A 22,615-nucleotide genomic window follows, 5' to 3' on the forward strand; every position below is an offset into this window, starting at 1 on the left:
GCGCGCACGCTACTCATCCGGCTTGATCAGCCCCAGTCCACGAAGGTAAATCCCAATCCCAGACTCCAGCAAATCCTCGGGCGGAAAGGGTGACGCGCGACCGGGCGAGTTGCGCGCAAACAGCTCCACAACGCCGTGGCTCATCGCCCAGATATGGGCCGAGAACATGGATGCAGGTGGGCGCTTATCCTCTGGAATATGCTCACTTAAATCGCCAGCAGCCTTTTCCAGAACGGCATTAGCCCGGTTGGCCACATCGGCCAGTTCAGGCGTACGATTGACCGAAATCCCGCTTTCAAACATCGCGATATAATGGCCGGGAAAGCGGCGGGCAAAGGCCAGATAGGCGCGGCCCGTGGCCTCAAATGCGGCCAAGGCCGAAGGCTGCCCGGATTGATAGGCGTGCTCCATCAGATCAGCAAAGATGCCATAGCCCTGCCGCGCACATTCCGCGATCAAATCTTCGCGCCCTTCATAGTGGCGATAAACGGCAGCAGGGGTCACGCCCGCCTGCTTGGCCGCCTCAGATAGGGTGAAGCCTGTTGGCCCCTTTTCCTCGATCAATTGCAAGGCTGCATCGATCAAAGCCTGTCGAAGGTTGCCGTGGTGATAGCCGCGTTTAGGCATCCCAGATATCCGGTCCGCCACAGATTTCTTTTTCTATTTTACCAATGGCTTGCAGGTCTTTGTTTGTGTAATCCAGTCCGTGCAAAAGCGTGCGGATTGCGTTCAGGCGCGCGCGCTTCTTGTCGTCCGATCGCACGATGGTCCAGGGCGCGATATCTGAATGTGATAACTGCAGCGTTTCGCGGATCGCGTCGGTGTAGTCGTCCCATTTGCCCAGACCCTCAACATCGATCCAGCTGAGTTTCCACTGTTTGAGCGGGTTACGTTCGCGCGCCATGATCCGGCGCAACTGTTCGGCCCGGCATACGTTCAGCCAGAACTTGAAGACATGGATCCCATCGTCGATCATCATCTCTTCGAAGGGGTTCACTTGGGCGAAAAAGTGCGCGCGTTGCGCGGGCGTGCAAAACTCAAAGACATGCTCGACCACGCCTCGATTGTACCAGCTGCGATCGAACATCACCAATTCACCGGCAGAGGGTAAGTGCTTGGTATAGCGTTGAAAGTACCACTCCGTGCTTTCTTTTTCGGTGGGTTTTGACAAGGCCACAACCCGAGCGCTTCGTGGGTTCAGGTTCTGGCGAAACCGTTGGATCGTGCCGCCTTTTCCAGCGGCATCGCGCCCCTCAAAAACGCAGGCAATCCGCGCGCCGGTTGCCTTGACCCAGCTCTGCATCTTGACCAGCTCGATCTGCAAAGCTTCCATTTCGCGTTCGTAATCCTTGCGCTTCATCCGCTCTGCGTGAGGGTAAGTCGGGGTCAGGATATCATCCTTGTCAGCGCCGGCGATCTTGTCGCGCACATCGTCTGGGGCACCGGTTTCGTAGAACTCGGTGATGGCACCGTCAAAGGGAAGGGTCATTTGATATCCCGCTCAAGTTACTGCTCTTAACATGCAATATGGGGGAGGTTAGCGGTTAACGCAAACCGGCCCGTGTAGCGACCCGGTCAATTGCCGCGATTACCTCTTTGGGGTTCGTGTGTTGCGGCATGTGTCCGATGCCGGGCAAGACGGTGACATTTGCCCCTTCGATCTGCCCGGGAACTTTGGCGGAGTGGACTGACAGCGGCACGATGGTGTCCGCATCCCCGTGCACGATTTCCACGGGCACTTTGATTGCACCGTATTGCGCTGACATTTCAACGACATAGGGGCGCAGCCAATTCACCTGACGGGCATTGGCCCGCATCGAATGACGCCGTAACGACAGGGCCGCTCCGACATGTTCCAGATAGCCATCAGGTGCGTCTTGGGGTTCGAATATACTGGCGAGTGTGGTTTCGACGTAGGTTTTCGGCACGAAAGCCGACAGCAAAGGCACCGCCAACCCGCCGCCCCAAGCCGAACCATTTACGCGGTAGGTCCAGCCCAGATCACCCGGCCAAGGGTTGGCCACGCCAGCGACCGACACAAGCCCGGCCAGATCGTCAAATTCCAGCGCCCATGCGTATCCTATGATCCCACCGAACGAGTGTCCCAACACAATCGGGTTTGTGACCCCCAGCTGATCCGTGGCGGCCTTTAACAACCGTGCCTGATCCCGTGGGCTGGCATGAGCGGTGGAAAAGGCGCGCCTGTGCGCCGGGTCCAACTGTTCGGTCCATCCCATTCCGGGTCTGTCCAGCATCGTGACGCGGTAGCGGTCCTTTAGCATATCGGCAAAAGCAAAGGAAAAATCGCGCGTGTTGCCTGAGGCCCCGTGCAGTAGCACGACGTCGGGGCCTTGACCCATTTGCACGGCGTGCACTGTCACGCCGTCCACATCGATCAATCGCCCCATATGAGGGTAGTTGGCGGCAGCATCCCGGTCGCGTTTGATCGAAAAGAACTGAACAATCACAACCGAGACCACAATCACGGCAAGCAGAAACACCAGTGCTGTTTTCATCGCCTATCCCCGCAGGTCGGTGCGATCTTGTCCGATCCGCTCCATCTCGTATGGGGTTGTCAGATAGACTTCTGACAACCAGTTTCCATAGAGAAGGTGGGCGTGGCTACGCCAGCGATTGAGGGGGCGCTGATTGGCGTCGTTGTTTGGGAAATACCCAACCGGCATGGCGATCTTGGCGCCCTGCACCTGAACAGACGCCAGATCGCGGTCGTATTCCTGTTTCAGCGTGTCACTGTCGTATTCAAAGTGATTCAGAATGTAGAGCGCACGGTGCTGAGGGTCTTCGATCAAGCAGGGGCCGGTGACGTCCGACCCCAGCAAAATTGGCAGACCTGCTGCCTCTACTTCATCGCGGCGCACTTCAGTCCAGCGGCTTACGGGGATGACGCAATCATCTGAAAAGCCGCGCAAATAGGGCGAGGCAGGTGCAAGGTTTGCGTGCCGATACGTGCCGAACAGCTTTTCTGTCAGCAGGTGTTTGGGTACATCATGAAAATGGTGCAGCATCGCCATCCCGCCCCAGCATACGCCAAAGGTGGAATGTACATGGGTTTGGGTCCAGTCCATGACTTCGCACAGCTCTTCCCAATAGCTCACGTCTTCAAAGTCGAGGTGTTCGATGGGCGCGCCAGTGATGATCAGGCCGTCAAACTTCTGGTCTTTGATCTCTGCAAACGGGCGATAGAAGCTGTCCATGTGATCGGCCGAGGTGTTCTTGGCCTCGTGATCCGTCATCCGGACAAGCGTCAGTTCGATCTGCAATGGTGTGGCCCCAATGAGACGCGCAAACTGTGTTTCGGTCTGAATCTTCTTGGGCATCAGATTCAGCAGCGCGATTTTGAGCGGTCGAATGTCCTGAGAGGCCGCCAGCTCGTCATCCATCACCATCACGCCCTCGCTGTCGAGGACGGAATAGGCGGGCAGGGTGCGGGGCAGTTTCAGGGGCATGGGTGGTTCCGGGCGAAAGGGCTAGGGGAAGGCAGATAGCCTTAGCTTGCGCGGCGCTCAAGGGCGACGGCGACGAGATCGATGAAATCCGCTTCACCTTTGAGAGAGGCGACTTCGTCCGCCGTGACACTCACGCCCCAACGTTCCATCGCTTCATAGCGGGGCTGGCGGTGCGCCAGCGCGCGCGCGTACGTCCAGCGCACAAAGGCGTCTGGGTCGACCTTGTCTTCGCCGAGGCCGGTTTCACCAAGATACGTGTTCCAGCAGTTCAATAGGAACTCGGGCTGATAGGCCATGGGCTTGGGCGCCTTGTCGAACCGTGCGATCAGCGCTTGGGTATGGGCGGCATCCCCTTTGATCCAAAGCGGCAGGCAGGTGCGCGACAGATGGGTCAACAGCGGGTCGTTATCGTCTGTTGCGTCTACCCATTCACAGATTGACCCACCGGTGTCACAGATAAAGTGGGGATAGCCATAAAGCGCCTGCGCCCGGTCTGCGAAATAGCTGGTGTCGTTCAAGGCGGACAGTTCTGATTGGTGGAACTGTTCTTGACGGCGACGATATTCCGCAATGGGCAGTCCACCTTTTTCCGGATCGCCGGGTTTGCCCAGATAGGTGGACACGGGGCTAAGGTTGTCGAACGTGATGTTGGAGCCGATATAGATGCTGTCAGACATCAGCAGAGACCGCAGAAACGGCACCTTCATGGCTTCGGCCTTGGCGTTGTCGGCGATCAGCTCGCCCATATACCGCGTGCCGATCCGGTAATCGATAGAGTAGTGGAACCAATGGCCAGAGGCGCGCACGATGCTCGACATATGCGTCTTGCCCAGACCCGACATGCCATAAACCAACACGCGCTTTTGCGCGGCTGCGCGCCAGTCATCGGCGGTGCGATAAAGCATGATGGTCGTTCCTGTCCGCTTCTGTTCGCGCCGTGGTAACGATGTGCCTGCTAGCGGTCAACACGACCATCCGCCAGACGCTCACCGCATGCTGCGCACCCATGCCCAAAGTCGCCGGTCCAGAATGACAAGGCCAAGGGCCAACAAGGCAAAGCCGACAAAGGCATTCGGCCCCAAAGCCTCCCCCCGCACCCACGCACCGAGGGCAATGGCCACAGGCGGGATCAGCAGGGTGACGAGCATCAGATTGCCTGCGCCCGCCAATGCCAGCACTCGGTAATAAAGCAGGTAAGCACCTGCCGTGGCGATGAAGGCATAGTATCCAATGGCGAGCAGCGTAGGTTTCGCCAGATCAAGGTTGATTGGCCCGTCAACGATCCACGCCAGTGGTAGGATGATCAGCGTTGACCCGGTCAGCATACCTGCGGCGGCGACTTGAGGGGCAAGCCCGCCCAGAAAATGGCGCGCCCACACGCTTGCCAGAGCGTAGGACACTGTGCCGGCAAGGATGGCGAGCTGTGCAAGGCTTTGCAGATCAAAGCTGCGAAAATTGTCGAGGCCGATGGCCGTCGCGACCCCCAAGAAACCCAAGGTCACCCCAATGGCCTTACGCGTGGTGATCCGCTCATCCGCAAAAAACAGCGCGGCTGCAATCACTCCGAAAATGGCGGTGGCTCCGTTCAAGATCGAGGTCAGACCCGTTTCAATGTAAAGCTGCCCCCACGCCATCAGACCAAACGGGATCACGTTGTTCAGCAGACCCATGCCCAGAAACCCCAACCAGATACGCGGGTCGCGGGGCAGGGGCAGACGCATCACAGCCACCACGGCCCAAAGTGCCAGCATCGCCCATCCGGTACGGTGAGCAACAGAAGTCAGAGGGGGGACCTCATCCAGCGCCACCCGGATGGCCAGAAAGGATGCACCCCATATCGTGGCCAGCAAGATCATCTCGGCCCAAGCGCGGCCTGTCATCGTCTTTTGTGGTGTCATGTGAGAAGTAGTGTCAGCGGCGCTGAGTAGGTGCCACCCGAATCCTGCGCAAAGAAAAACCCCCGCGGCGATTGCTGCAGGGGTTTGGTCATTTTCAATGATTGAATGGATCAGAAATTGTAGCCGATCTTGATGCCGAACGCTATTGCGTCGTTGTCTTCAAAAATACCGCCCGGCACTGCGGGGCCGACGCGTGTATTTGCATCACCGATGTCGATAAACCGAACACCAGTTGTGACTTTCATATTGCCTTTTGTGTAGATCGCAGACAGCGCCACACTGGTAAAACCATCAGTCGGGCCTAGGTTCCCTGTTGGCGATCCTGTGGTTTCTTCGTAGCTGACTGATCCTGCAACGGACCACTGATCATTCAACCTGCGGCCCAAGCCCAGCGTCCAGGTGATCCGATCATCGTCAAAAAATACCAGCGGCGATCCAACCAAGGCAACATATTGCTCCGGCGCGATTTCGAACGAGGACCACTCGACCCAGCGCACCGAACCGAACAGAAGCGTGTCCTTGGCGATCCCGGATTGGAAATCCAGCGTCAGGGATTGCGGAGTTTCGATCTCCGTAGTTGACGCAACACTGCTTCCCAAAACGCTGCTTTCGATGGTGTCAAGTTCGTGCTCGATGGAGGACTGGTAAGTCAGCGAGACGCGCATCGCAATTTCGGGCATCTCGTAAGACGCACCAACGAGGTAGCCAACTGCGCCGTCGCTGTCGGCGTTTGCTTCATAAGGTGGAGTCACACCCGGCACCGCCGTAACGAACGGCACAACAGCCGCGGCTGAGATAACTTGGTACCGCAGCCCGCCGTAAACGCTGAATTGGTTTGGCATCTTGTACCGCAAAACCGCGGTCAGAGCGTCAGAATCAAAAAACGCCGTTGAACCCTGAGCGAAGTATCCGGTACCGGTGGGATAATCTACGTCCGCGCCATAGGGCTGGTCATAGATCAATGAATACGAAAATTTTTCGTTGATGTCCGCTTTGTACGCGAAACCAAACTGGTTGTAGCTGGGCGTCAAGTCACCCGATTGGGCGCCTGGCGTGACCAACCCACCTACCCCCGAGGTGTCTGGGCTGATATGCGCATAGCTAAATTCAAGATAGCGGCCGTTCTCGAACAGTGGGGCGACCGATTGATTGGTGCGTTCCACTCCTGCTGCTGACGCTGCTGTAGCACCCAGCAAAACGGCGGACGTCGCCAAAATATACGTTTTCATTTACTTCCTCCCAAAGCGCGAAATCTGTTTTGAGTGGGTACGCGCCGGGTGTGCATAAGGTATTTTCAAGGGGGGTGCGTCAATAATGACCCTAGGGCACAAACTTGCATGTGACGGAGCGTCATAATTTTGTGACCTTGCAGACACAACCCTAACTGCGACGGGTTTCAACCCAGAGGTTTAGGTAGTTTCCGGCAAAGATGATCAGGGCTCCGACAAACACCCAGATATCGATTGCCTCGTTGTAGGCCAGCATTCCAATTACGGCGATAGTGGGCAGGCGGATAAAGTCAATTGGCACCACGACGGTAGCCGGAGCAATGGCCAGCGCATTGGTCAAACAGAAATGGGCCAGCAGACCCGCGCATCCGATCAGAAAAACCCATGGAACCATTTGCGCATTCGGGAAAGCGACATCTCCGTCCCAGCTCGCCATCACAACGCCCATCACCAGTTGCATCACGGTCAACCAAAACAAGATGGACGTGATTCCCTCTGTTCGCGTAAGCCGTTTGGTCAGCATGATGGTAAGCGCAAAAAAGATGGCACTTGAGGCAGCCGTAATCACGCCAGCGTTCAGCCCGGCCATGTCAGGGCGTGCCACGATCAGGATACCAATGAACCCCATGATCGCAGCAAGCCCCCGCACCAGCGTCAGCCGCTCACCCAAAACAAGGGGGCTGAGCACGATGACCCATATGGGTGATGTGAATTCCAACGCAAAGACCTGCGCCAGCGGAATCACTGTTACAGCGTAGAACCACAGGTTCTGGCCCGTAAAATGGGCCAAGTTCCGCATGGTATGCGTGCCAAGGCGCTCCGTCTTGATGGACCGCCAGGCGCCCGTTGCTCCTGCCAATACACAGACAATGATCACCCCGACCATGCTGCGATACATCATGATTTCGAACGTATCGAGGCTGCCCGACACTTCGCGTCCGGCCACGGCCATGCTGGAAAACGAGGCGATGGACCCGGTCATCCAAAGGGCAGCCTTCAGGACTTGGCCCGTCGCATCTTGGGGTGCTTTGGTCATCATTCGGATCCAATCCGCATTGGTGCGAACAGGGGATCCGTCGCCGAACAAGTTTGGGGCAGCCGCTACAAGATTTCAACTGCAACCACTGAAACTCCAAGGGCCAAGCCGATCGCGCCGCTCAAAACAAGTTTGGGTCTCTGATACCTCGGTTTTGGTTGGTAGCAGGCGTGGCAGGTAGATCCTGAAAGCCGCATCTTGTGTCCGCAGCAAGGGCATTTGAAAATTCGGATTGCCATATTGTAGTCCCCTGAAAAATTGGCAAAAGTTTCGTGAAAGACCAGAATTTGGAATCTTACGCAATTCAATCAAAAGGGGAATTTTGGCCGCAATCAAGGGTCGCGTGAATGTCGCGTTATGTTATTTTGTGGCTGAAGAAATTTTGCGCGCGAAGTGATCTATTATTGTGCGCTTGAGGGCGTCATTCCCATTCGATCGTGCCCGGAGGTTTGGAAGTGATGTCGTAGGTCACCCGGTTGATCCCCGGTACTTCGTTGATGATCCGCGTGGCCGTTTCACCAAGGAAATCGTGGCTGAATGGGTAGTAATCCGCCGTCATCCCATCCACAGAGGTGACCGCCCTGAGCGCGCAGGCGTAATCATATGTCCGCCCGTCGCCCATCACGCCGACTGTGCGCACTGGCAGGATCGCGACAAAAGCCTGCCAGATGTCATCATAAAGACCGTGTTTGCGGATCTGATCGATATAGACCGCGTCCGCTTCGCGCAGGATCTCCAGCTTGGGGCGCGTGATTTCACCGGGGCAGCGGATGGCGAGGCCGGGGCCGGGGAAGGGGTGTCGTCCGATAAAGCTGGCCGGAAGACCAAGCTCGCGGCCCAGTGCACGCACTTCGTCTTTGAAAAGCTCACGCAGGGGTTCGACCAGTTTCAAACCCATCTTTTCGGGCAAACCGCCAACATTGTGGTGAGATTTAATGGTGACCGATGGGCCACCGGAGAAGGAGACCGATTCGATGACGTCTGGATAGAGGGTCCCTTGAGCTAGAAACTCTGCGCTTTCGATCTGGTCTGCGTATTTCTGGAACACGTCGATGAACAGGCGCCCAATGATTTTGCGCTTGGTTTCCGGGTCAGACACGCCATCGAGTTCACCAAGAAACAGGTCTGCCTCATTGGCGTGGATGACCGACAGGTTCATGTTGTCGCGGAACATGCCCACGACCTCAGCGGCCTCGTCCTTGCGCAGCAGGCCGTGATCCACAAAAACACAGGTGAGTTGATCGCCCACCGCCTCGTGGATCAATGCCGCAGCAACAGAACTGTCCACGCCGCCGGACAAAGCACAGATCACGTTCTTGTCGCCGATCTGGTCCCGTATTTTCTGGATCGCTTCCTCGCGATAGGCGCCCATGGTCCAATCGCCTTTGAACCCGGCCAGACGCACGAAGTTTTCATAGAGTTTGGCGCCGCGTGGGGTGTGGTGTACTTCGGGGTGGAATTGTACCGCGTAGAAGTGCCGATTGGTGTCCGCTGTTACCGCATAAGGCGCATTCGGGGAGGTGCCATAGACCTCGAAGCCCGGTGCCAGCTTTGACACGTGATCGCCGTGGCTCATCCAGACCTGCTCGCGCCCGGTGTCAAACCACCCGTCCAGCAGATCAAGGTCACTCGCCGGGGTCACAAAGGCCCGTCCGAATTCCGCAGTGCCGCCGCCACCGGATATCTTGCCACCCAGAACCTCGCCGCCCAATTGCTGCATCATGACCTGTTGGCCATAACAGATGCCGAGGATCGGCAGGCCGAGGTCAAAGATTCCTTCAGGTGCGCGGGGCGAGCCAGGTCGGGTCACACTGTCCGGCCCGCCGGATAAAATTATCGCACGCGGGGCCATCGCGGTCACAAAGTCCATTGTGACGTTCTGGTAGGGGTGAATTTCGCAATAGACGTTCAATTCGCGCAAGCGGCGCGCGATCAGTTGCGTCACCTGGCTGCCGAAGTCGATGATGAGGAGGCGGTCATGAATCTGGTCTGTCATGCTCGTGCAATAGGCGCGGGGGGTGCGGGTGGCAAGCGCCTGACTGGGGTTCCACCCCTGACCCTGCAGTATTTTTGGTCAGAAGAAACGGGGATGTCGCTTTTTTCCCTCTTGCGGCGCTTATTGCGCGTTTGGAAAGGCCGGATCGGGTAAGCCCAACTGCACCGGATGAGAGCGATGAGGGGATGGATACATGGCTGAGGCGACAGCACCGAGCAGACGCGCCCGTGGTGGTGGAGGGGCGGCACGCCGTGCGGCGCGCAGTGCCGTGTCCTTTGAGACAGCCCGTTACATCGAACGCAACATCCCAAATTACGAAGTGCTCACCACCGAAGCCCTCGAGGTGATCGAGCATAATGCCGAGACGATTTTGGAAGAGATCGGCGTTAACTTCCCGGACAACCCTGCTGCCCTCAAGCGCTGGGCGGATGCCGGGGCGGACATTGACGGCGACCGTGTGCGCATCCCGCGTAGTCTGGCGCGTCAGCTTTGTGCCACGGCCCCCAGCAGCTACACCCAGTACGCACGCAACCCCGAACGCAGTGTTGTCGTGGGCGGCAACAACCTTGTGCTCGCCCCGGTTTATGGCCCGCCCTTTGTACGGGATGCCGCTGGCGGTCGCCGCTATGCCACGATGGATGATTTCCGCAACTTCGTGAAGCTGGGCTACATGTCAAAGTGGTTACACCACTCCGGAGGCACGGTGTGCGAGCCGACTGACGTTGCGGTGAACAAACGCCATCTTGATATGCTGCACGCCCACATGACTTTGTCGGACAAGCCCTACATGGGCTCTGTCACCGAACCCAGCCGCGCGCAGGACTCGGTTGAAATGTCCGAGATCCTGTTCGGCAAAGAATTTGTCGCTGAAAACGCAGTCATGACCTCGCTGATCAACATCAACTCGCCGATGACGTTTGACGATGTGATGATGGGCGCGCTTGAGGTCTATGCACAGGCCGGGCAGGGCTGCATCATTTCACCCTTTATTGTCGGTGGCGCGATGGCGCCGGTCTCCGTCGCAGGCACGTTGACGCAAGTGCTGGCCGAAGTGCTGGCTGGCATTGCCTATTCACAGCTGTGCAAACCCGGGGCACCAGTCATCTTTGGCGCGTTTGTGACGTCCATCGATATGAACTCTGGCGCGCCGACGTTTGGTACGCCCGAGGCCGCGCACATCACCTATGGCGCTGGGCAACTGGCGCGGCGGTTGGGCTTGCCCTTCCGGTCGGCTGGGTCGTTCTGTGGTTCAAAACTGCCGGACGCGCAGGCAGCTTATGAAACCGCAAACTCGCTCAACATGGGATTGTTGGCAGGCGTGAACTTTATGCTCCATTCTTGCGGCTGGCTTGAAGGGGGGCTGGTCAGCTCATACGAGAAATTCGTGATGGATGCGGATCAGCTTGGCACGCTGCATCATCTGGCAGCGGGTGTGCAAATGGATGAAAACGCGCAGGCGATGGATGCGATCCGGGAAGTTGGCCCAGGCGGGCACTATCTGGGATGTGCCCACACGCAGGAGAATTTCAAGACAGCGTTCTGGAAGTCGGATGTGCTGGATTACAAACCGTTCGAGACGTGGGCGGATGAGGGCGCTCGCGATACGCAGGCCTTGGCCACAGCGCGGGTTGCCAAGCTGCTCAGCGACTATCAGCAACCCGCAATGGAACCTGCAAAGCGCGAGGCGCTGGACGCCTTTGTCGCGCAAAAGAAAGAAGCGGAACCCGACAGCTTTATGTAGGCCAGTCAGGCGGCAGAGGCGTCAACCTGTGCTGCGCGCAAGGTGCGCCCTTCGCCAATGATGGCGATCAGAACATCGATGTGGCGCAACAGGCTATATGACGAATCTTCGCCAAGGCGCAGCGCGTTCAACTCACCTTCGATCTCCATCAGGCGTATCAGGGCGTTTCCATGGCTCGGCAATTGCCCATAACCCAGCAGGCGCGGCAAGTGGGCGGCGCGGCGGTAATCTTCTGCTCCGATTCGGGCGGCGCGGATCAGCAGGCGTGGGCGGTGCAGTGCGTTTAGCATCGACAGGATATCTTGCATTTTCCAGTACTCCTTGAGTGTCTGCCGGCCTGATCTGCATCACGCTGGCGCCTGTATCATTGCACAACTTAAGCGGGTGTTGCGTGGGGTCTGGTGGCGGCGTGCGTTCGTTTAGCAACTGTTTATCATTTGGAAACAATGCTGCGTACATCGACAGATATTAACGTACAGGCAACCAATACACTCCTAGGTTGTGTGGATAACTTGTGGATAACTACGGCATTAAGACCGTGCCACACAGACATTGAGGACGGAAAATAACGGATGCAATTGAACGATGGATCTCCTCCCGTGCTTTCGGGATTGCCGACATGGGTGCCAGACGCTGCAATCCACTATCTGGCGCACACAGAGGGCGGGCTTCCGATCCGCGAAGTGGCCCGCAAATCGGGCTGCCATGCGTCTACCGTCCTACGTCAGATCCGCAGATACGAAACACGCCGCGAAGTTCCCCTGATTGACGCTGTGCTTCGTAAACTGGGTGCAGGGGTGACCAAGCGAACGTCGAAGAATGCCCAAAAGCAAATTAAGGAGGTGGATCCGATGAGGCTTGCGATCAAGGATCAAGGCCCCGATGCAACGACACTGACGCGGGATGCGCGCCGCATCCTGCGCCGCCTCTGTGAGACGGGTGCTGTGCTGGCTGTTGCCGTAGACATGGAAAAGGCGGTCGTGGTGCGAGACGGTGCCACGGGGTCCAGCACGCGCACGGCTGTGGTGGACCGCAAAGTCGCCGAAGCCATGGCCCTGCAAGAGTGGATCAGTGCGGACGTGTCCGGGCGCATCACCCGCTACAAGATTACCGCGTCCGGCCGGACAGCTCTAGGCGAAATGATGGAGGGAGAAGATGCTGGGGCATCTGGCATGGCCGAAGCCCCGGCGGAATTTGCCGACCAGCATCGGGTCTGGGGCGAGCGCACGATACGTGACAATGAAACCGGCCAATCGCGCAAGGTGCGCTACAATCTGGCCGAGTCGCCGCTGACGGCTTTGGCGCGTCGACGAGACAAGAACGGCGCGGTGTTTCTTACGGATGATCTGGTCAGTGCAGGCGAACGTCTGCGCGAGGATTTCGAATTGGCTCAGATGGGGCCGCGTGTCGCTCAGAACTGGGATCGGTTTTTGACCGCAGGGAGCCGCGGCAGCTTTGCCATGGACAGTGGGGTGGGCAATGGGCCCGAGCGGGCGCGCGGCCGGGTGGTACATGCGCTGAAGGACCTTGGCCCGGGCCTGTCAGACGTTGTGTTGAGGTGCTGTTGCTATCTTGAAGGGCTTGAAGCAGCAGAAAAGAAACTGGGCTGGTCGGCGCGGTCCGGCAAGATCGTTCTTCGCATTGCGTTGATGCGCCTGAAACAACATTACGATGAAACCACAGGACCGGGGGGCGGACTGATTGGCTGATCAGCTTTTCGGTCTGGCAGAAGTGGCGCTGCGATCCCTACTTCGCAGCGTCATTTTTTATGCGCCGAAGCGCCCATCAGGTTAGGGGCGGCTCCAAGCCCCGTTTTGGTTTAATGTAAAATAAACTTGGCGGATTTGGGCCCGGTGCCCGTTGCATAGCGGCCTTGCGCCGCGTGGTGTTCTTTCGCCGCGTGCCTATGTTAAGATGCAGTCAGCATCTAAACCCACAAGGCACAGCATATGCGCGATTTGAAAATTCCCGAACAGCGCCACCCCGAAAAAGCGCGCCGCCCGGACAACCCGCAGCCGAAGAAACCTGACTGGATTCGCGTCAAAGCTCCCGGCGGTGAAGGGTACGCTGAAACCGCAAGAATCATGCGCGACAACAAACTGGTGACGGTGTGCGAAGAAGCAGGATGCCCGAATGTGGGTGAGTGCTGGTCGCAAGGCCATGCAACCATGATGATCATGGGCGAAGTTTGCACACGGGCCTGTACCTTCTGCAATATTGCGACAGGCAAGCCGCCTGAGGACTTGGACGCTTTTGAGCCGGGTCGCGTGGCCCATGCTGTCGAAAAACTGGGCCTGAACCACGTGGTCATTACTTCTGTTGATCGTGACGACGTCGAAGACGGCGGCGCGGACCACTTTGCCCAGACCATCCGGGCCATTCGTCACCGCAGCCCCGCCACAACGATCGAGATTTTGACACCGGACTTTATCCGCTGTGACCCGTCCGTTTTGGAAGTCGTGGTCGAGGCCCGCCCGGATGTGTTCAACCACAACCTTGAAACGGTGCCCGGCCTTTATCCAGAGGTCCGCCCCGGTGCGCGCTATTTCCACTCGCTGCGGCTGTTGCAACGGGTCAAAGAGCTGGATCCATCGATGTTCACCAAATCAGGTATCATGGTTGGCCTTGGCGAAGACCGCCAGTCTGTCATTCAGGTCATGGAGGACATGCGCGCCGCCGATATCGATTTCCTCACCATTGGCCAGTACCTGCAACCAACGCCCAAGCATCACCGCGTCGACCGCTTCGTGCATCCAGACGAATTCGCCTCTTACGAAAAAGCGGCTTACGGCAAAGGGTTCCTGATGGTTTCGGCCACGCCTTTGACCCGGTCGTCGTACCACGCGGGCGATGACTTTGCCCGATTGCGTGCGGCCCGGCAGGCTAAACTGGCCTAAGCTGGCGCTTAGGGGACAGCAGGCAGTGCTTTGACATAGGCGGCGATGGCGGCCCTGTCCGTCTCGGGCAGGCGGCTGAGGTTTTCAACGACCTCGGCCATTTTACCTCCGGCACTGTCGTAGTCCGGGGTGAAGCCGGAGGTGAAATACTCAACCAGATCGCCTTCACTCCAGTCCAAAGCAGCGGGCGTGATGTTCGGAATCGTTCCCTTGCCCGACGGATTCGGAGCCCCGGCCATCCAACGAGATCGATCAAGGCCGCCAACGGCGTTGCGCGGCGTGTGGCACTCGGTGCAATGCCCAAGCGCTTCGACCAGATACCGCCCCCGCGCCAGTGTCTCGGTGTCCGCTGCCATGACATAGTCGTCGCTCACAAACGCCAGTTTCCAAAGGCCCAGCCCTCGCCTGATGTTGAAGGGAAAGCCGACATCATGGGCACGCGACGGAGTTGCATCGCCGGGCAGGGTTTTCATGTAGGCAAATAGGTTTGCGACATCTTCTGCCGTCATGTGCTGGTAAGCGGCATAGGGAAAGGCAGGATAGTAGTGTTGGCCCCGTGGCGAGACGCCAAGCGTGACCGCACGGGCAAACTCATCAAGGCTCCAACCGCCCAAACCAGCAGTTTGATCAAAAGAGATGTTTGGGGCGTAGAATGTGCCAAAATCGCTGGCAAAGGCCTGACCACCGGCCAGTACAGGCATCCCGTCGGTTTCTGCGCCAGGCGACGTGTGGCACGACGCACAGCCCGCGGCGGCAAAGATCAACGCGCCAGCCTGCGGGTCTGCTGCGGTGCCCGCGGTAAATCCGTCAGGCAAGGTGCGCGGTTGTGTCAGGTACAGCCCGATGGCCACACCCAACACAATCAATACGATCAGAGTTCTGACGATGCGGCGCACTGCTGCCTCAGTTGCGCGGGCCGCGATACGGCTTGTGGCAATCCCCGCATGTCCCGCCAAGGGCCTGCATCTGACCACGCAGGGCCTCCAGATCAGTGCCCGCGGCCGTAACCATAGCAGCAGCTGCAGTTTCGAACGCGATCGCTTGCTTTTCGAATCCTGCTGAATCGGACCAGATCTCTGCCTTGGCACGAGATCCCGCTACGGCACCTTGTTCTGACCCTTCCAGATAAAGCACGATCCGCGACATCGCCGCGCCGGCCTGCAAGTTTTCGGCAGCCGCTGTTGCAAGGGCCGCATCATAGGGTGCTTCGCCTTTGGCCATGCTGCCCAAAACGCCCATATGATAGCCGATCATACTCATATTTGCGTTTCTTGCTTTTGCAGCCGCCTCAAGGGCCTTGCTGGAGTGTCCGTCCGACAAAACGGGGGCCGCAAGGGATGCGGCGACTAAGGTGAGAACGGAAAGGCTGAATGGGCGCATTTTGAGAAACTCCTGAATGACTGTGCGACAAAGTGTAGCGCGAATGTGTGCAGAGCCCATGTCACAATTTCATGATACAACCCTGCACAGCGCCTTAGGTAAAGCGAACCTTGCCGATGTAGGGCAGATTACGGTTTCTCTGAGCAAAGTCGATGCCATAACCCACAACAAATTCATCTGGGATTTCAAAGCCTATCCAGTCCGAGCTAACGTCGACTTCGCGGCGGCTTGGTTTGTCGAGCAGCGCAATGCTGCGCAGCTTGGCGGGTTTGCGCCCCTTAAGCAGTCGGATCACGTGGCTCATCGTGTACCCGGTGTCGACAATATCTTCGACCACTAACACATCGCGCCCTTCAATTGTGCCGCGCAAGTCTTTGAGAATGCGCACTTCCCGACTGCTTTCCATGCCGTCGCCATAAGAAGACGTTTCAAGGAAATCGACCTCGATTGGCAGGTCCAGCTCGCGCACAAGATCGGCAATAAACACGAATGACCCGCGCAACAAACCGACCACAACCAACTTGTCGGTGCCGGAAAACTCAGCCTCAATATCCATGCACAACGCTTCGATCCGCGCGGCGATGGCCTTGGCCGAGATCATCTTGTCTATGACATATGGCCGCTCTGTCATGGTCATCCCCTTGATTTCATGCCGCAACCGGGACACATCGGTCGCAACTTTTTCCTTCGAGGTCTTGTGTAACCCGATGCCTACGCATTCCGAAACCCGGCTTTTGCCTTACACCCCTGAACAAATGTACGCGCTGGTGGCCGATGTGCCATCTTATCCGGAGTTCTTGCCGTGGTGTTCTGCCGCAAGGGTGCGCAAGGTGACCCCGGTTGGGGACAGTGAAGTCATGGAAGCGGATCTGGTGATCAGCTTCAAAGTGTTTCGAGAACGCTTTGGCAGCCGCGTTGTTCTGTGGCCGGATGCTCACAAGATCGATACTGAATATCTGGACGGCCCGTTTCGCTTCATGAGGTCGAATTGGTCATTTTCGCCTGCCGATGGGGGATGCAACGTGTCTTTCTTTGTCGATTTCGAATTCAAGAACGCGATTCTTCAGGGAATCATTGGCGTGGTGTTCAACGAGGCGATGCAGCGGATTGTGCGCGCGTTTGAACGGCGCGCAGCGGCGCTCTACGATTAGTGCTGGCTGGTTTGGTAGGCCGGCCTCCCTGTGGAGGGCAATAAGGAAGCCGGGCGGCGACGCAGAGTGATACTGGCAGTCTATTGAGTCAGCCGGTCTGCAACCGTTCGAGCAGAAGCGCCAAAGCATGATCTTTTGCGGAGGCGCGCACGGTCTCGCGCCCCAACGCGCCGTATTCGACCGTTTCGCTGTTGACGCCATTTCCATCCGCAATCCCAAAACACACCCGACCTTCCGGTTTGAATTCGGACCCGCCGGGGCCTGCGATGCCGGTGATAGAAACCGTCAGGTTAACAGGCGCGTGTGACAGTGCGCCTGCGGCCATCTCGCGCGCAACTTCTTCGCTAACAGCACCATGCGCGTCGAGTGTCGCCGGGGAGACGCCCAGCATATCGATCTTGGCTTGGTTCGTGTAGGTGACAAAGCCGCGTTCGACCACAGCCGACGAGCCGGGAATGTCCGTCAACGCAGCGGCCACCATGCCCCCTGTACAGCTTTCTGCAGTGGCAATCATGATCCCACGTTCTTTCGCTGCATCAAGAACTTGCGTGGAAAGGCTCATCTTAACACCAGTTCATGCACAAGGACCGCAAGCACCAATACTCCGATGGCTGCAAACACACCCGCAATTACATCATCCAGCATCACCCCCAGCGCATCGCCGCGCCGGTCGGCGCGGCCCACCCAAAGTGGCTTCCAGATGTCGAACAAGCGAAACAGTGCAAAGGCGGCAATCCAGCCGGGCCACATCACCAGAATATCCATCCCACGGTCCCACGCCGCATAGCTGAGTGGGGCAAGTGCGATCCACTGGCCAACCACTTCGTCAATAACGATTTCGGATGGGTCGTGATCTGTTTTGCCAGCCGTCATTTGGATGGTGGCCCACCATCCGAGAGCGAAGGCTGCGAGTCCCGCCACCAAAAGTAATGGAAAACCACCGAGAGTGTGGAGGCCCCAGCCCAATGGCAAGGCAACGGCCGACCCCCACGTGCCGGGGGCAGGACGCAAATGGCCAGCGCCACCCACCGTGCCTATCAGATGCGCAATCATGGGCGCACCAGCGCGGCTGTCGCGATGCAGGCAATTCCTTCGCCTCGACCGGTAAAGCCGAGACGTTCGGACGTGGTGGCCTTGACCGACACGCGCGCCTCTTCCAGTGCCATAACATCGGCCATGACGCTGCGCATACGGTCGGAATGCGGCCCGATCTTGGGAAACTCACAGATCAAAGTGCAGTCGATGTTGGAAATCTCGAACCCCATGTCCCGGGCCAGATTGACCGCATGGGTCAGGAAAATATGGCTTTCTGCGCCTTTCCATTGCGGATCAGAGGGCGGGAAGTGTTGGCCAATGTCGCCTTGCGCCAACGCTCCATAGATGGCGTCCGTCACTGCGTGCATACCCACGTCCGCATCCGAATAGCCAACGAGGCCGTGACTGTGAGGGATATTGACGCCACACAGCGTGACGTGGTCGCCGGGGCCAAAGGCGTGCACGTCAAATCCATTGCCCAGTCTAATGTCCATCACGTCCTCGCAAGATTTGATCGGCCCGCGCGAAATCCTCCGCATGGGTGATCTTTAGATTGTCCTCATCTCCCGGCACGATGGCAACGTCCAGGCCATAGGCGCGCGCCACTTCGACATCGTCGGCAGCACCTCCGGGGTGGGCTGCATGTGCGGCGATAATTGATTCCAGATCAAACCCCTGCGGTGTTTGCGCGCGAAACAGGCCTGCGCGATCCATTGTCCCAGTGACCTGACCTGCGGACCCAGTCCATAGGGCGTCCGTTACTGCGAGCGCCGGGGCCGCGCCGGTTTGCTGGCCCAAGGCGCGGATGACCCGTGAGATCAGAGTGTGAGTGACCAAAGGGCGCGCAACGTCGTGGATCAGGACCAAGGGGGCATCAGTGACCGCGGCCAGTCCATTTTTGACGGACGCCGAACGGTCGCTGCCGCCAGTGACCGCGATCGTGTTTGAATCCAGAAAAGGATTGGCGCGCCCCATATCGTCACTGTGCAAAACAAGGACAATCTGATGAATATCCGGGTGGCTTTGGAACGCAGCCAAGGTGCGCGCCAAGACGGGCTTTCCGCGCAGGTTCTGCCACTGCTTCGGCTCAGTCCCACCAGCACGCACACCGCGCCCGGCAGCCACGATGACGGCAGCCGCTTTGTTCATCTTTCGCTCACAAAAACCATGCCAAAATCTCTATGTGTAATGGCAGTTACTGTCCATGCCCTGCAAATGTGCTTAAATGTTGTGCAAACGCGCTAAGTGCTAGTGCTGAATGGCTTTGGCCGCATTGAGAAAGGGCTTGTGCTGCTATAGCTCAAGGTAACCGCACAAGGATTAGGCAATGTCCACGGCCCTTGGCCCCCTCGATATGACACCCCCCGTGATGCTGGCCCCGATGGCCGGGATCACTGACCTTCCGTTTCGTGCCCTCGTGGCAGGGTTCGGGGCAGGGATGGTTGTGTCTGAAATGGTGGCCAGTCACGACATGCTGAACGCACGCCCCGGCAGTCGCGAAAAAGCAGAGCTTGGGATCGGTGTGGGCAGTACGGCGGTGCAGCTTGCCGGGCGCGAGGCAGCGCCGATGGCGGAGGCCGCCAAGATGGTGGCCGGGCAGGGTGCGCACGTCATCGACATCAACATGGGGTGCCCCGCCAAGAAAGTAACCCAAGGCTATTCTGGCTCTGCGTTGATGCGCGATCCGGACCATGCATTGACGCTGATCGAGGCTGTTGTGCGCTCGGTCGATATTCCAGTGACATTAAAGACGCGGCTTGGGTGGGACGATGGGATGATGAATGCGCCTGAGATTGCAGCGAGGGCCGAGTCGGCAGGAATCAAACAGATCGTGATCCACGGACGCACGCGGTGCCAGTTTTACAAGGGATGCGCCGATTGGGCTGCTATTCGCTCGGTCAAAGAGGCTGTCAGCATCCCAGTGATCGCGAACGGAGATATCGTGGATGCGGACAGTGCTGCGACCGCGTTGCGCCAGTCAGGGTGCGACGGCGTCATGATCGGGCGCGGTGCGCAAGGGCGTCCCTGGCTGCTCGCTGAAGTGGCCCATGCGCTTTATGGCACGCCGGCACCTAAGGTGCCAAAGGGGCGCGCATTTGTTGACCTTGTGATCGGACATTATGAAACGGTGCTGGCCTTTTACGGCGAAGTTTTGGGGCTGCGTGTCGCGCGCAAACATCTGGGCTGGTTCATGGACACGGCCAAAACAGGTCCAGAGGCGCGACGGGCTGTTTTGACCGCGAAATCAACCATAGATGTCATGGCGCTGTTACCGGACGCGTTGATGGCGGATGCCGGGCAGGTGGCGGCATGACCACTGTTGGAGACCTCTGGGCCTCTTTGCCGGTGCCCACTATCGTGATCGGGCCAAACGACGACATTGTGGACATCAATTCGGCCGCCGAAGGGTTCTTTAACGTCTCGGCCAAAACGATGCGGGGCGCGCCCCTTTGGGACCAGCTTGCCGTTGATGCCCCCCTTGAGGAAAGCCTTGCCCGGGCACGCAAGAATGGCACGCCGCTGTTTGTAAATGACGTCGACGTGGGCTCTGGCCAACGCGCACCATTGCAATGCGCCTTGCAGATCGCGCCTTTGGTTGGGGCATTGGACCATATGGTGCTGATGATATCTCCGCGAGAGTTGGCAGGGCGCATGACGCAAAGCCATTCGGTGAAATCTGCGGCCAAATCTGCCATCGGCATGGCCGAGATGTTGGCACACGAAATCAAAAACCCGCTCGCTGGGATCACAGGTGCGGCCCAACTTCTCAGCATGAACTTGGGTGCCGAAGATCTTGAACTTACAGACCTTATTGTCGAAGAATCCCGCCGCATCGTGAAGCTGCTGGAACAGGTAGAGCAATTTGGCAACCTGTCGCCGCCTGACCTGCGCCCCGTCAATATCCACGATGTGTTGGATCGCGCACGCCGCTCTGCCTTGTTGGGTTTTGGTGCACATGTGTCGATCATTGAAGATTACGACCCGTCATTGCCGCTTGCTTTTGGCGATCCGGATCAACTGCTTCAAGTGGTTCTGAACCTGCTCAAGAACGCGTCTGAGGCAGCAGCCCAAAAAGGCGGAAAGATCCGTCTCCACAGCTATTTTGAACACTCCTTCCGCCTGCGTCGTGCGGATGGGAGCGGGCAATCGCTGCCCTTGCAGATCGAGATCATCGACAACGGCCCCGGTCTTCCGGAAAGCATAGCGGCGGACATTTTTGATCCGTTTGTCTCGGGCAAGGAAAACGGCACGGGCCTTGGCCTCGCGCTGGTTTCAAAGATCATTTCGGATCACGGGGGCTGGATTTCGGTCACCTCTGTGCCGGGTCAAACCGTGTTTCGCCTGTCGCTGCCACGCGCGCCTAAATCTGACACACCTGCTGCTGAAAAAAAGGACTGACTCATGGATGGCACCGTACTAGTCGCCGACGATGATCGCACAATCCGCACTGTTCTGACCCAAGCGCTGACGCGTGCCGGGTGTAAAGTGCATGCGACGTCTTCTTTGACGACGTTGATGCGTTGGGTGGGTGAGGGCAAAGGCGATGTCGTGATTTCCGATGTCATGATGCCCGACGGCAATGGCCTCGAAATGCTGCCCAAGATCAGTCTGGACCGCCCCGGTTTGCCAGTGATCGTGATTTCAGCGCAGAACACCATCATGACGGCGATTCAGGCGGCGGAGGCAGAGGCCTACGACTATCTGCCCAAACCGTTCGATTTGCCCGATCTTATGAAACGCACCGCCAAGGCGTTGGAGATGAAGGCGCAAGGCCCGGCCCGCGCGTCCGAGGATGAGCGTCCGGATGAGTTACCACTAGTGGGGCGCACGGCGATCATGCAGTCGCTTTATCGTGTTGTGGCACGGGTGATGAACACCGATCTTCCGGTATTGATCTGGGGTGAAAGCGGGACGGGTAAGTCGTTGATTGCGCGCGCAATACATGACTTTTCCGACCGCCGGTCGCTGCCGTTCATTACGGCAAATGCCGCTGATTTGCAGGACCTCGAGGGGCCAGCGCGGGTGTTGGCACGGGTCAAAGGTGGCACGCTGCTGATTGATGAAATTGGCGATATTCCCGAAGAACTACAGGCCCGCATCGTGCGGATGATGGACACGCCCGGCGAATACGTCCCACGCTTTTTGGCCACCAGCCAGTCTGATCTGACTGCGGCCATGGAGGCGGGGCGCGTGCGCAAAGACCTTTATTATCGTCTTTCAGGGGCGACGCTGAACGTGCCTGCCTTGCGTGAGCGGGTCGATGACATCCCTTTGCTGGCCGACCATTTTCTTGCTCGCGGTGAAAAGTCTGGTCAGGCCCCGCGCGTCCTGTCCGAAGCGGCGGCCGAAATTTTCCGCACCTACAGCTGGCCCGGAAATGTGCGCCAACTGGAAAACGCTGTGCGCCGATTGGGTCTGACCAGCCGCGCAGTCGAGATCTCCGCACCCGAGGTGGAGCAGGTACTTGGCAGCCAGCCAGAACTGGAGCCGATCCGCAGTGCCGGCGATACCGAAAAGCTTGGCGCGTCCGTAGCCCGCCACCTCAAGCGCTACTTCGATCTGCACGGCAACATGTTGCCGCCCCCCGGCCTTTATCAGCGAATCTTGCGCGAAGTGGAGATTCCGTTGATCGAAATTGCGCTGGATGCGACCGGTGGAAATCAGGCTAAATGCGCCGATCTGCTAGGAATTAACCGAAATACGCTGCGCAAGAAGATCACGGACCTCGATATTGAGGTGACACGTCGCCGTAAATTGATGTAATACTGCCACACAACCAGTGGC

General features: G+C 58.1%; 24 protein-coding genes. 7 read left to right on the top strand and 17 right to left on the bottom strand.

Annotated elements, in window-relative coordinates; all coding sequences use genetic code 11:
- Positions 1 to 9: 9 nt before the first annotated feature.
- From DHN60_RS12975 to guaA, 9 genes are all read right to left on the bottom strand, one after another.
- A complete protein-coding gene (locus DHN60_RS12975; RefSeq protein WP_108837735.1) occupies positions 10 to 627 on the bottom strand; it encodes a TetR/AcrR family transcriptional regulator in 618 nt (205 codons plus the stop codon).
- Positions 620 to 1,489: a polyphosphate kinase 2 gene (ppk2, locus tag DHN60_RS12980; protein ID WP_108837736.1), complete on the bottom strand. Its 870-nt coding sequence runs from the start codon at positions 1,487 to 1,489 to the stop codon at positions 620 to 622. The genes DHN60_RS12975 and ppk2 overlap by 8 nt, the downstream gene beginning before the upstream one ends.
- 55 nt (positions 1,490 to 1,544) lie before the next feature.
- Positions 1,545 to 2,516 (bottom strand): alpha/beta fold hydrolase, encoded by a 972-nt coding sequence (locus tag DHN60_RS12985; protein ID WP_199913671.1) that lies wholly within the window; start codon positions 2,514 to 2,516, stop codon positions 1,545 to 1,547.
- Positions 2,517 to 2,519: 3 nt separating this feature from the next.
- On the bottom strand, positions 2,520 to 3,467 hold the full coding sequence (gene metA, locus DHN60_RS12990) for a homoserine O-succinyltransferase (RefSeq protein ID WP_108837737.1): 948 nt from the start codon (positions 3,465 to 3,467) through the stop codon (positions 2,520 to 2,522).
- A gap of 41 nt (positions 3,468 to 3,508) precedes the next feature.
- Positions 3,509 to 4,372: an ATPase gene (locus tag DHN60_RS12995; RefSeq protein ID WP_108837738.1), complete on the bottom strand. Its 864-nt coding sequence runs from the start codon at positions 4,370 to 4,372 to the stop codon at positions 3,509 to 3,511.
- An 81-nt stretch (positions 4,373 to 4,453) separates the two neighbouring features.
- On the bottom strand, positions 4,454 to 5,365 hold the full coding sequence (locus DHN60_RS13000; RefSeq protein ID WP_108837739.1) for a DMT family transporter: 912 nt from the start codon (positions 5,363 to 5,365) through the stop codon (positions 4,454 to 4,456).
- A 110-nt stretch (positions 5,366 to 5,475) separates the two neighbouring features.
- A complete protein-coding gene (locus DHN60_RS13005; protein WP_108837740.1) occupies positions 5,476 to 6,594 on the bottom strand; it encodes an OmpP1/FadL family transporter in 1,119 nt (372 codons plus the stop codon).
- A 151-nt stretch (positions 6,595 to 6,745) separates the two neighbouring features.
- Positions 6,746 to 7,633, bottom strand: coding sequence for a DMT family transporter (locus tag DHN60_RS13010; RefSeq protein ID WP_234423633.1), 888 nt, complete (start codon positions 7,631 to 7,633; stop codon positions 6,746 to 6,748).
- A 418-nt stretch (positions 7,634 to 8,051) separates the two neighbouring features.
- Positions 8,052 to 9,626 (bottom strand): glutamine-hydrolyzing GMP synthase, encoded by a 1,575-nt coding sequence (gene guaA, locus DHN60_RS13015; protein WP_108837741.1) that lies wholly within the window; start codon positions 9,624 to 9,626, stop codon positions 8,052 to 8,054.
- 193 nt (positions 9,627 to 9,819) lie between these two features.
- On the opposite strand from guaA, the gene DHN60_RS13020 reads away from it, so the two are divergent.
- Positions 9,820 to 11,367 carry a trimethylamine methyltransferase family protein gene (locus DHN60_RS13020; protein ID WP_108837742.1) on the top strand — a complete coding sequence of 516 codons (1,548 nt, stop codon included), beginning with the start codon at positions 9,820 to 9,822 and terminating at the stop codon, positions 11,365 to 11,367.
- Between the two features lie 5 nt (positions 11,368 to 11,372).
- Here DHN60_RS13020 and DHN60_RS13025 read toward each other — a convergent pair whose 3' ends face one another.
- Positions 11,373 to 11,675: a DUF6477 family protein gene (locus DHN60_RS13025; protein WP_108837743.1), complete on the bottom strand. Its 303-nt coding sequence runs from the start codon at positions 11,673 to 11,675 to the stop codon at positions 11,373 to 11,375.
- A gap of 264 nt (positions 11,676 to 11,939) precedes the next feature.
- Between DHN60_RS13025 and DHN60_RS13030 the strand changes: the two genes are divergently transcribed.
- Together DHN60_RS13030 and lipA are read left to right on the top strand one after the other, a co-directional pair.
- Positions 11,940 to 13,076, top strand: a complete 1,137-nt coding sequence (locus DHN60_RS13030; protein ID WP_108837744.1) for a DUF6456 domain-containing protein — start codon at positions 11,940 to 11,942, stop codon at positions 13,074 to 13,076.
- Between the two features lie 240 nt (positions 13,077 to 13,316).
- Entirely contained in the window at positions 13,317 to 14,264 is a 948-nt protein-coding gene (lipA, locus tag DHN60_RS13035; RefSeq protein WP_108837745.1) for a lipoyl synthase, read from the top strand.
- Between the two features lie 8 nt (positions 14,265 to 14,272).
- Here the strand turns inward: lipA and DHN60_RS13040 are convergent, their stop codons facing one another.
- The 3 genes from DHN60_RS13040 to hpt form a co-directional block, all read right to left on the bottom strand.
- A complete protein-coding gene (locus tag DHN60_RS13040; protein ID WP_108837823.1) occupies positions 14,273 to 15,160 on the bottom strand; it encodes a cytochrome c in 888 nt (295 codons plus the stop codon).
- Positions 15,161 to 15,167: 7 nt separating this feature from the next.
- A complete protein-coding gene (locus DHN60_RS13045) occupies positions 15,168 to 15,644 on the bottom strand; it encodes a cytochrome c (RefSeq protein WP_159089210.1) in 477 nt (158 codons plus the stop codon).
- Between the two features lie 94 nt (positions 15,645 to 15,738).
- A complete protein-coding gene (hpt, locus tag DHN60_RS13050) occupies positions 15,739 to 16,275 on the bottom strand; it encodes a hypoxanthine phosphoribosyltransferase (protein WP_108837824.1) in 537 nt (178 codons plus the stop codon).
- Between the two features lie 76 nt (positions 16,276 to 16,351).
- Here hpt and DHN60_RS13055 point away from each other — a divergent pair, with 76 nt between their 5' ends.
- Positions 16,352 to 16,795 carry a type II toxin-antitoxin system RatA family toxin gene (locus DHN60_RS13055; protein WP_108837825.1) on the top strand — a complete coding sequence of 148 codons (444 nt, stop codon included), beginning with the start codon at positions 16,352 to 16,354 and terminating at the stop codon, positions 16,793 to 16,795.
- An 88-nt stretch (positions 16,796 to 16,883) separates the two neighbouring features.
- Here DHN60_RS13055 and DHN60_RS13060 read toward each other — a convergent pair whose 3' ends face one another.
- From DHN60_RS13060 to ispD, 4 genes are read right to left on the bottom strand one after another with little or no spacing between them, the layout of a single operon-like run.
- The gene (locus tag DHN60_RS13060; protein ID WP_108837747.1) at positions 16,884 to 17,357 is read right to left on the bottom strand and encodes a CinA family protein; all 474 of its coding nucleotides are present in this window, start codon (positions 17,355 to 17,357) and stop codon (positions 16,884 to 16,886) included.
- Entirely contained in the window at positions 17,354 to 17,848 is a 495-nt protein-coding gene (locus tag DHN60_RS13065; RefSeq protein WP_108837748.1) for a phosphatidylglycerophosphatase A, read from the bottom strand. The genes DHN60_RS13060 and DHN60_RS13065 overlap by 4 nt, the downstream gene beginning before the upstream one ends.
- The gene (ispF, locus tag DHN60_RS13070) at positions 17,845 to 18,324 is read right to left on the bottom strand and encodes a 2-C-methyl-D-erythritol 2,4-cyclodiphosphate synthase (RefSeq protein ID WP_108837749.1); all 480 of its coding nucleotides are present in this window, start codon (positions 18,322 to 18,324) and stop codon (positions 17,845 to 17,847) included. Before ispF ends, DHN60_RS13065 begins: the two co-directional genes overlap by 4 nt.
- The gene (ispD, locus tag DHN60_RS13075; protein WP_108837750.1) at positions 18,314 to 18,979 is read right to left on the bottom strand and encodes a 2-C-methyl-D-erythritol 4-phosphate cytidylyltransferase; all 666 of its coding nucleotides are present in this window, start codon (positions 18,977 to 18,979) and stop codon (positions 18,314 to 18,316) included. Before ispD ends, ispF begins: the two co-directional genes overlap by 11 nt.
- A 178-nt stretch (positions 18,980 to 19,157) precedes the next feature.
- On the opposite strand from ispD, the gene dusB reads away from it, so the two are divergent.
- Genes dusB through DHN60_RS13090 form a run of 3 tightly spaced genes read left to right on the top strand, consistent with a single transcriptional unit; the run spans position 19,158 to position 22,594 of the window.
- Positions 19,158 to 20,144 carry a tRNA dihydrouridine synthase DusB gene (dusB, locus tag DHN60_RS13080; protein ID WP_108837751.1) on the top strand — a complete coding sequence of 329 codons (987 nt, stop codon included), beginning with the start codon at positions 19,158 to 19,160 and terminating at the stop codon, positions 20,142 to 20,144.
- A complete protein-coding gene (locus tag DHN60_RS13085; RefSeq protein ID WP_108837752.1) occupies positions 20,141 to 21,229 on the top strand; it encodes a nitrogen regulation protein NR(II) in 1,089 nt (362 codons plus the stop codon). The genes dusB and DHN60_RS13085 overlap by 4 nt, the downstream gene beginning before the upstream one ends.
- 3 nt (positions 21,230 to 21,232) lie before the next feature.
- A complete protein-coding gene (locus DHN60_RS13090) occupies positions 21,233 to 22,594 on the top strand; it encodes a response regulator (RefSeq protein ID WP_108837753.1) in 1,362 nt (453 codons plus the stop codon).
- The last annotated feature ends 21 nt before the right edge of the window (positions 22,595 to 22,615 follow it).

The organism is Tateyamaria sp. Alg231-49 (assembly GCF_900143535.1).
In the GTDB taxonomy this organism is placed as follows: domain Bacteria; phylum Pseudomonadota; class Alphaproteobacteria; order Rhodobacterales; family Rhodobacteraceae; genus Tateyamaria.

Coding starts and splice junctions, on each gene's coding strand:
- DHN60_RS12975 (WP_108837735.1), bottom strand. CDS start 627: ATGCCTAAACGCGGCTATCACCACGGCAACCTTCGACAGGCTTTGATC.
- ppk2 (WP_108837736.1), bottom strand. CDS start 1,489: ATGACCCTTCCCTTTGACGGTGCCATCACCGAGTTCTACGAAACCGGT.
- DHN60_RS12985 (WP_199913671.1), bottom strand. CDS start 2,516: ATGAAAACAGCACTGGTGTTTCTGCTTGCCGTGATTGTGGTCTCGGTT.
- metA (WP_108837737.1), bottom strand. CDS start 3,467: ATGCCCCTGAAACTGCCCCGCACCCTGCCCGCCTATTCCGTCCTCGAC.
- DHN60_RS12995 (WP_108837738.1), bottom strand. CDS start 4,372: ATGCTTTATCGCACCGCCGATGACTGGCGCGCAGCCGCGCAAAAGCGC.
- DHN60_RS13000 (WP_108837739.1), bottom strand. CDS start 5,365: ATGACACCACAAAAGACGATGACAGGCCGCGCTTGGGCCGAGATGATC.
- DHN60_RS13005 (WP_108837740.1), bottom strand. CDS start 6,594: ATGAAAACGTATATTTTGGCGACGTCCGCCGTTTTGCTGGGTGCTACA.
- DHN60_RS13010 (WP_234423633.1), bottom strand. CDS start 7,633: ATGATGACCAAAGCACCCCAAGATGCGACGGGCCAAGTCCTGAAGGCT.
- guaA (WP_108837741.1), bottom strand. CDS start 9,626: ATGACAGACCAGATTCATGACCGCCTCCTCATCATCGACTTCGGCAGC.
- DHN60_RS13020 (WP_108837742.1), top strand. CDS start 9,820: ATGGCTGAGGCGACAGCACCGAGCAGACGCGCCCGTGGTGGTGGAGGG.
- DHN60_RS13025 (WP_108837743.1), bottom strand. CDS start 11,675: ATGCAAGATATCCTGTCGATGCTAAACGCACTGCACCGCCCACGCCTG.
- DHN60_RS13030 (WP_108837744.1), top strand. CDS start 11,940: ATGCAATTGAACGATGGATCTCCTCCCGTGCTTTCGGGATTGCCGACA.
- lipA (WP_108837745.1), top strand. CDS start 13,317: ATGCGCGATTTGAAAATTCCCGAACAGCGCCACCCCGAAAAAGCGCGC.
- DHN60_RS13045 (WP_159089210.1), bottom strand. CDS start 15,644: ATGCGCCCATTCAGCCTTTCCGTTCTCACCTTAGTCGCCGCATCCCTT.
- hpt (WP_108837824.1), bottom strand. CDS start 16,275: ATGACAGAGCGGCCATATGTCATAGACAAGATGATCTCGGCCAAGGCC.
- DHN60_RS13055 (WP_108837825.1), top strand. CDS start 16,352: ATGCCTACGCATTCCGAAACCCGGCTTTTGCCTTACACCCCTGAACAA.
- DHN60_RS13060 (WP_108837747.1), bottom strand. CDS start 17,357: ATGAGCCTTTCCACGCAAGTTCTTGATGCAGCGAAAGAACGTGGGATC.
- DHN60_RS13065 (WP_108837748.1), bottom strand. CDS start 17,848: ATGATTGCGCATCTGATAGGCACGGTGGGTGGCGCTGGCCATTTGCGT.
- ispF (WP_108837749.1), bottom strand. CDS start 18,324: ATGGACATTAGACTGGGCAATGGATTTGACGTGCACGCCTTTGGCCCC.
- ispD (WP_108837750.1), bottom strand. CDS start 18,979: ATGAACAAAGCGGCTGCCGTCATCGTGGCTGCCGGGCGCGGTGTGCGT.
- dusB (WP_108837751.1), top strand. CDS start 19,158: ATGTCCACGGCCCTTGGCCCCCTCGATATGACACCCCCCGTGATGCTG.
- DHN60_RS13085 (WP_108837752.1), top strand. CDS start 20,141: ATGACCACTGTTGGAGACCTCTGGGCCTCTTTGCCGGTGCCCACTATC.
- DHN60_RS13090 (WP_108837753.1), top strand. CDS start 21,233: ATGGATGGCACCGTACTAGTCGCCGACGATGATCGCACAATCCGCACT.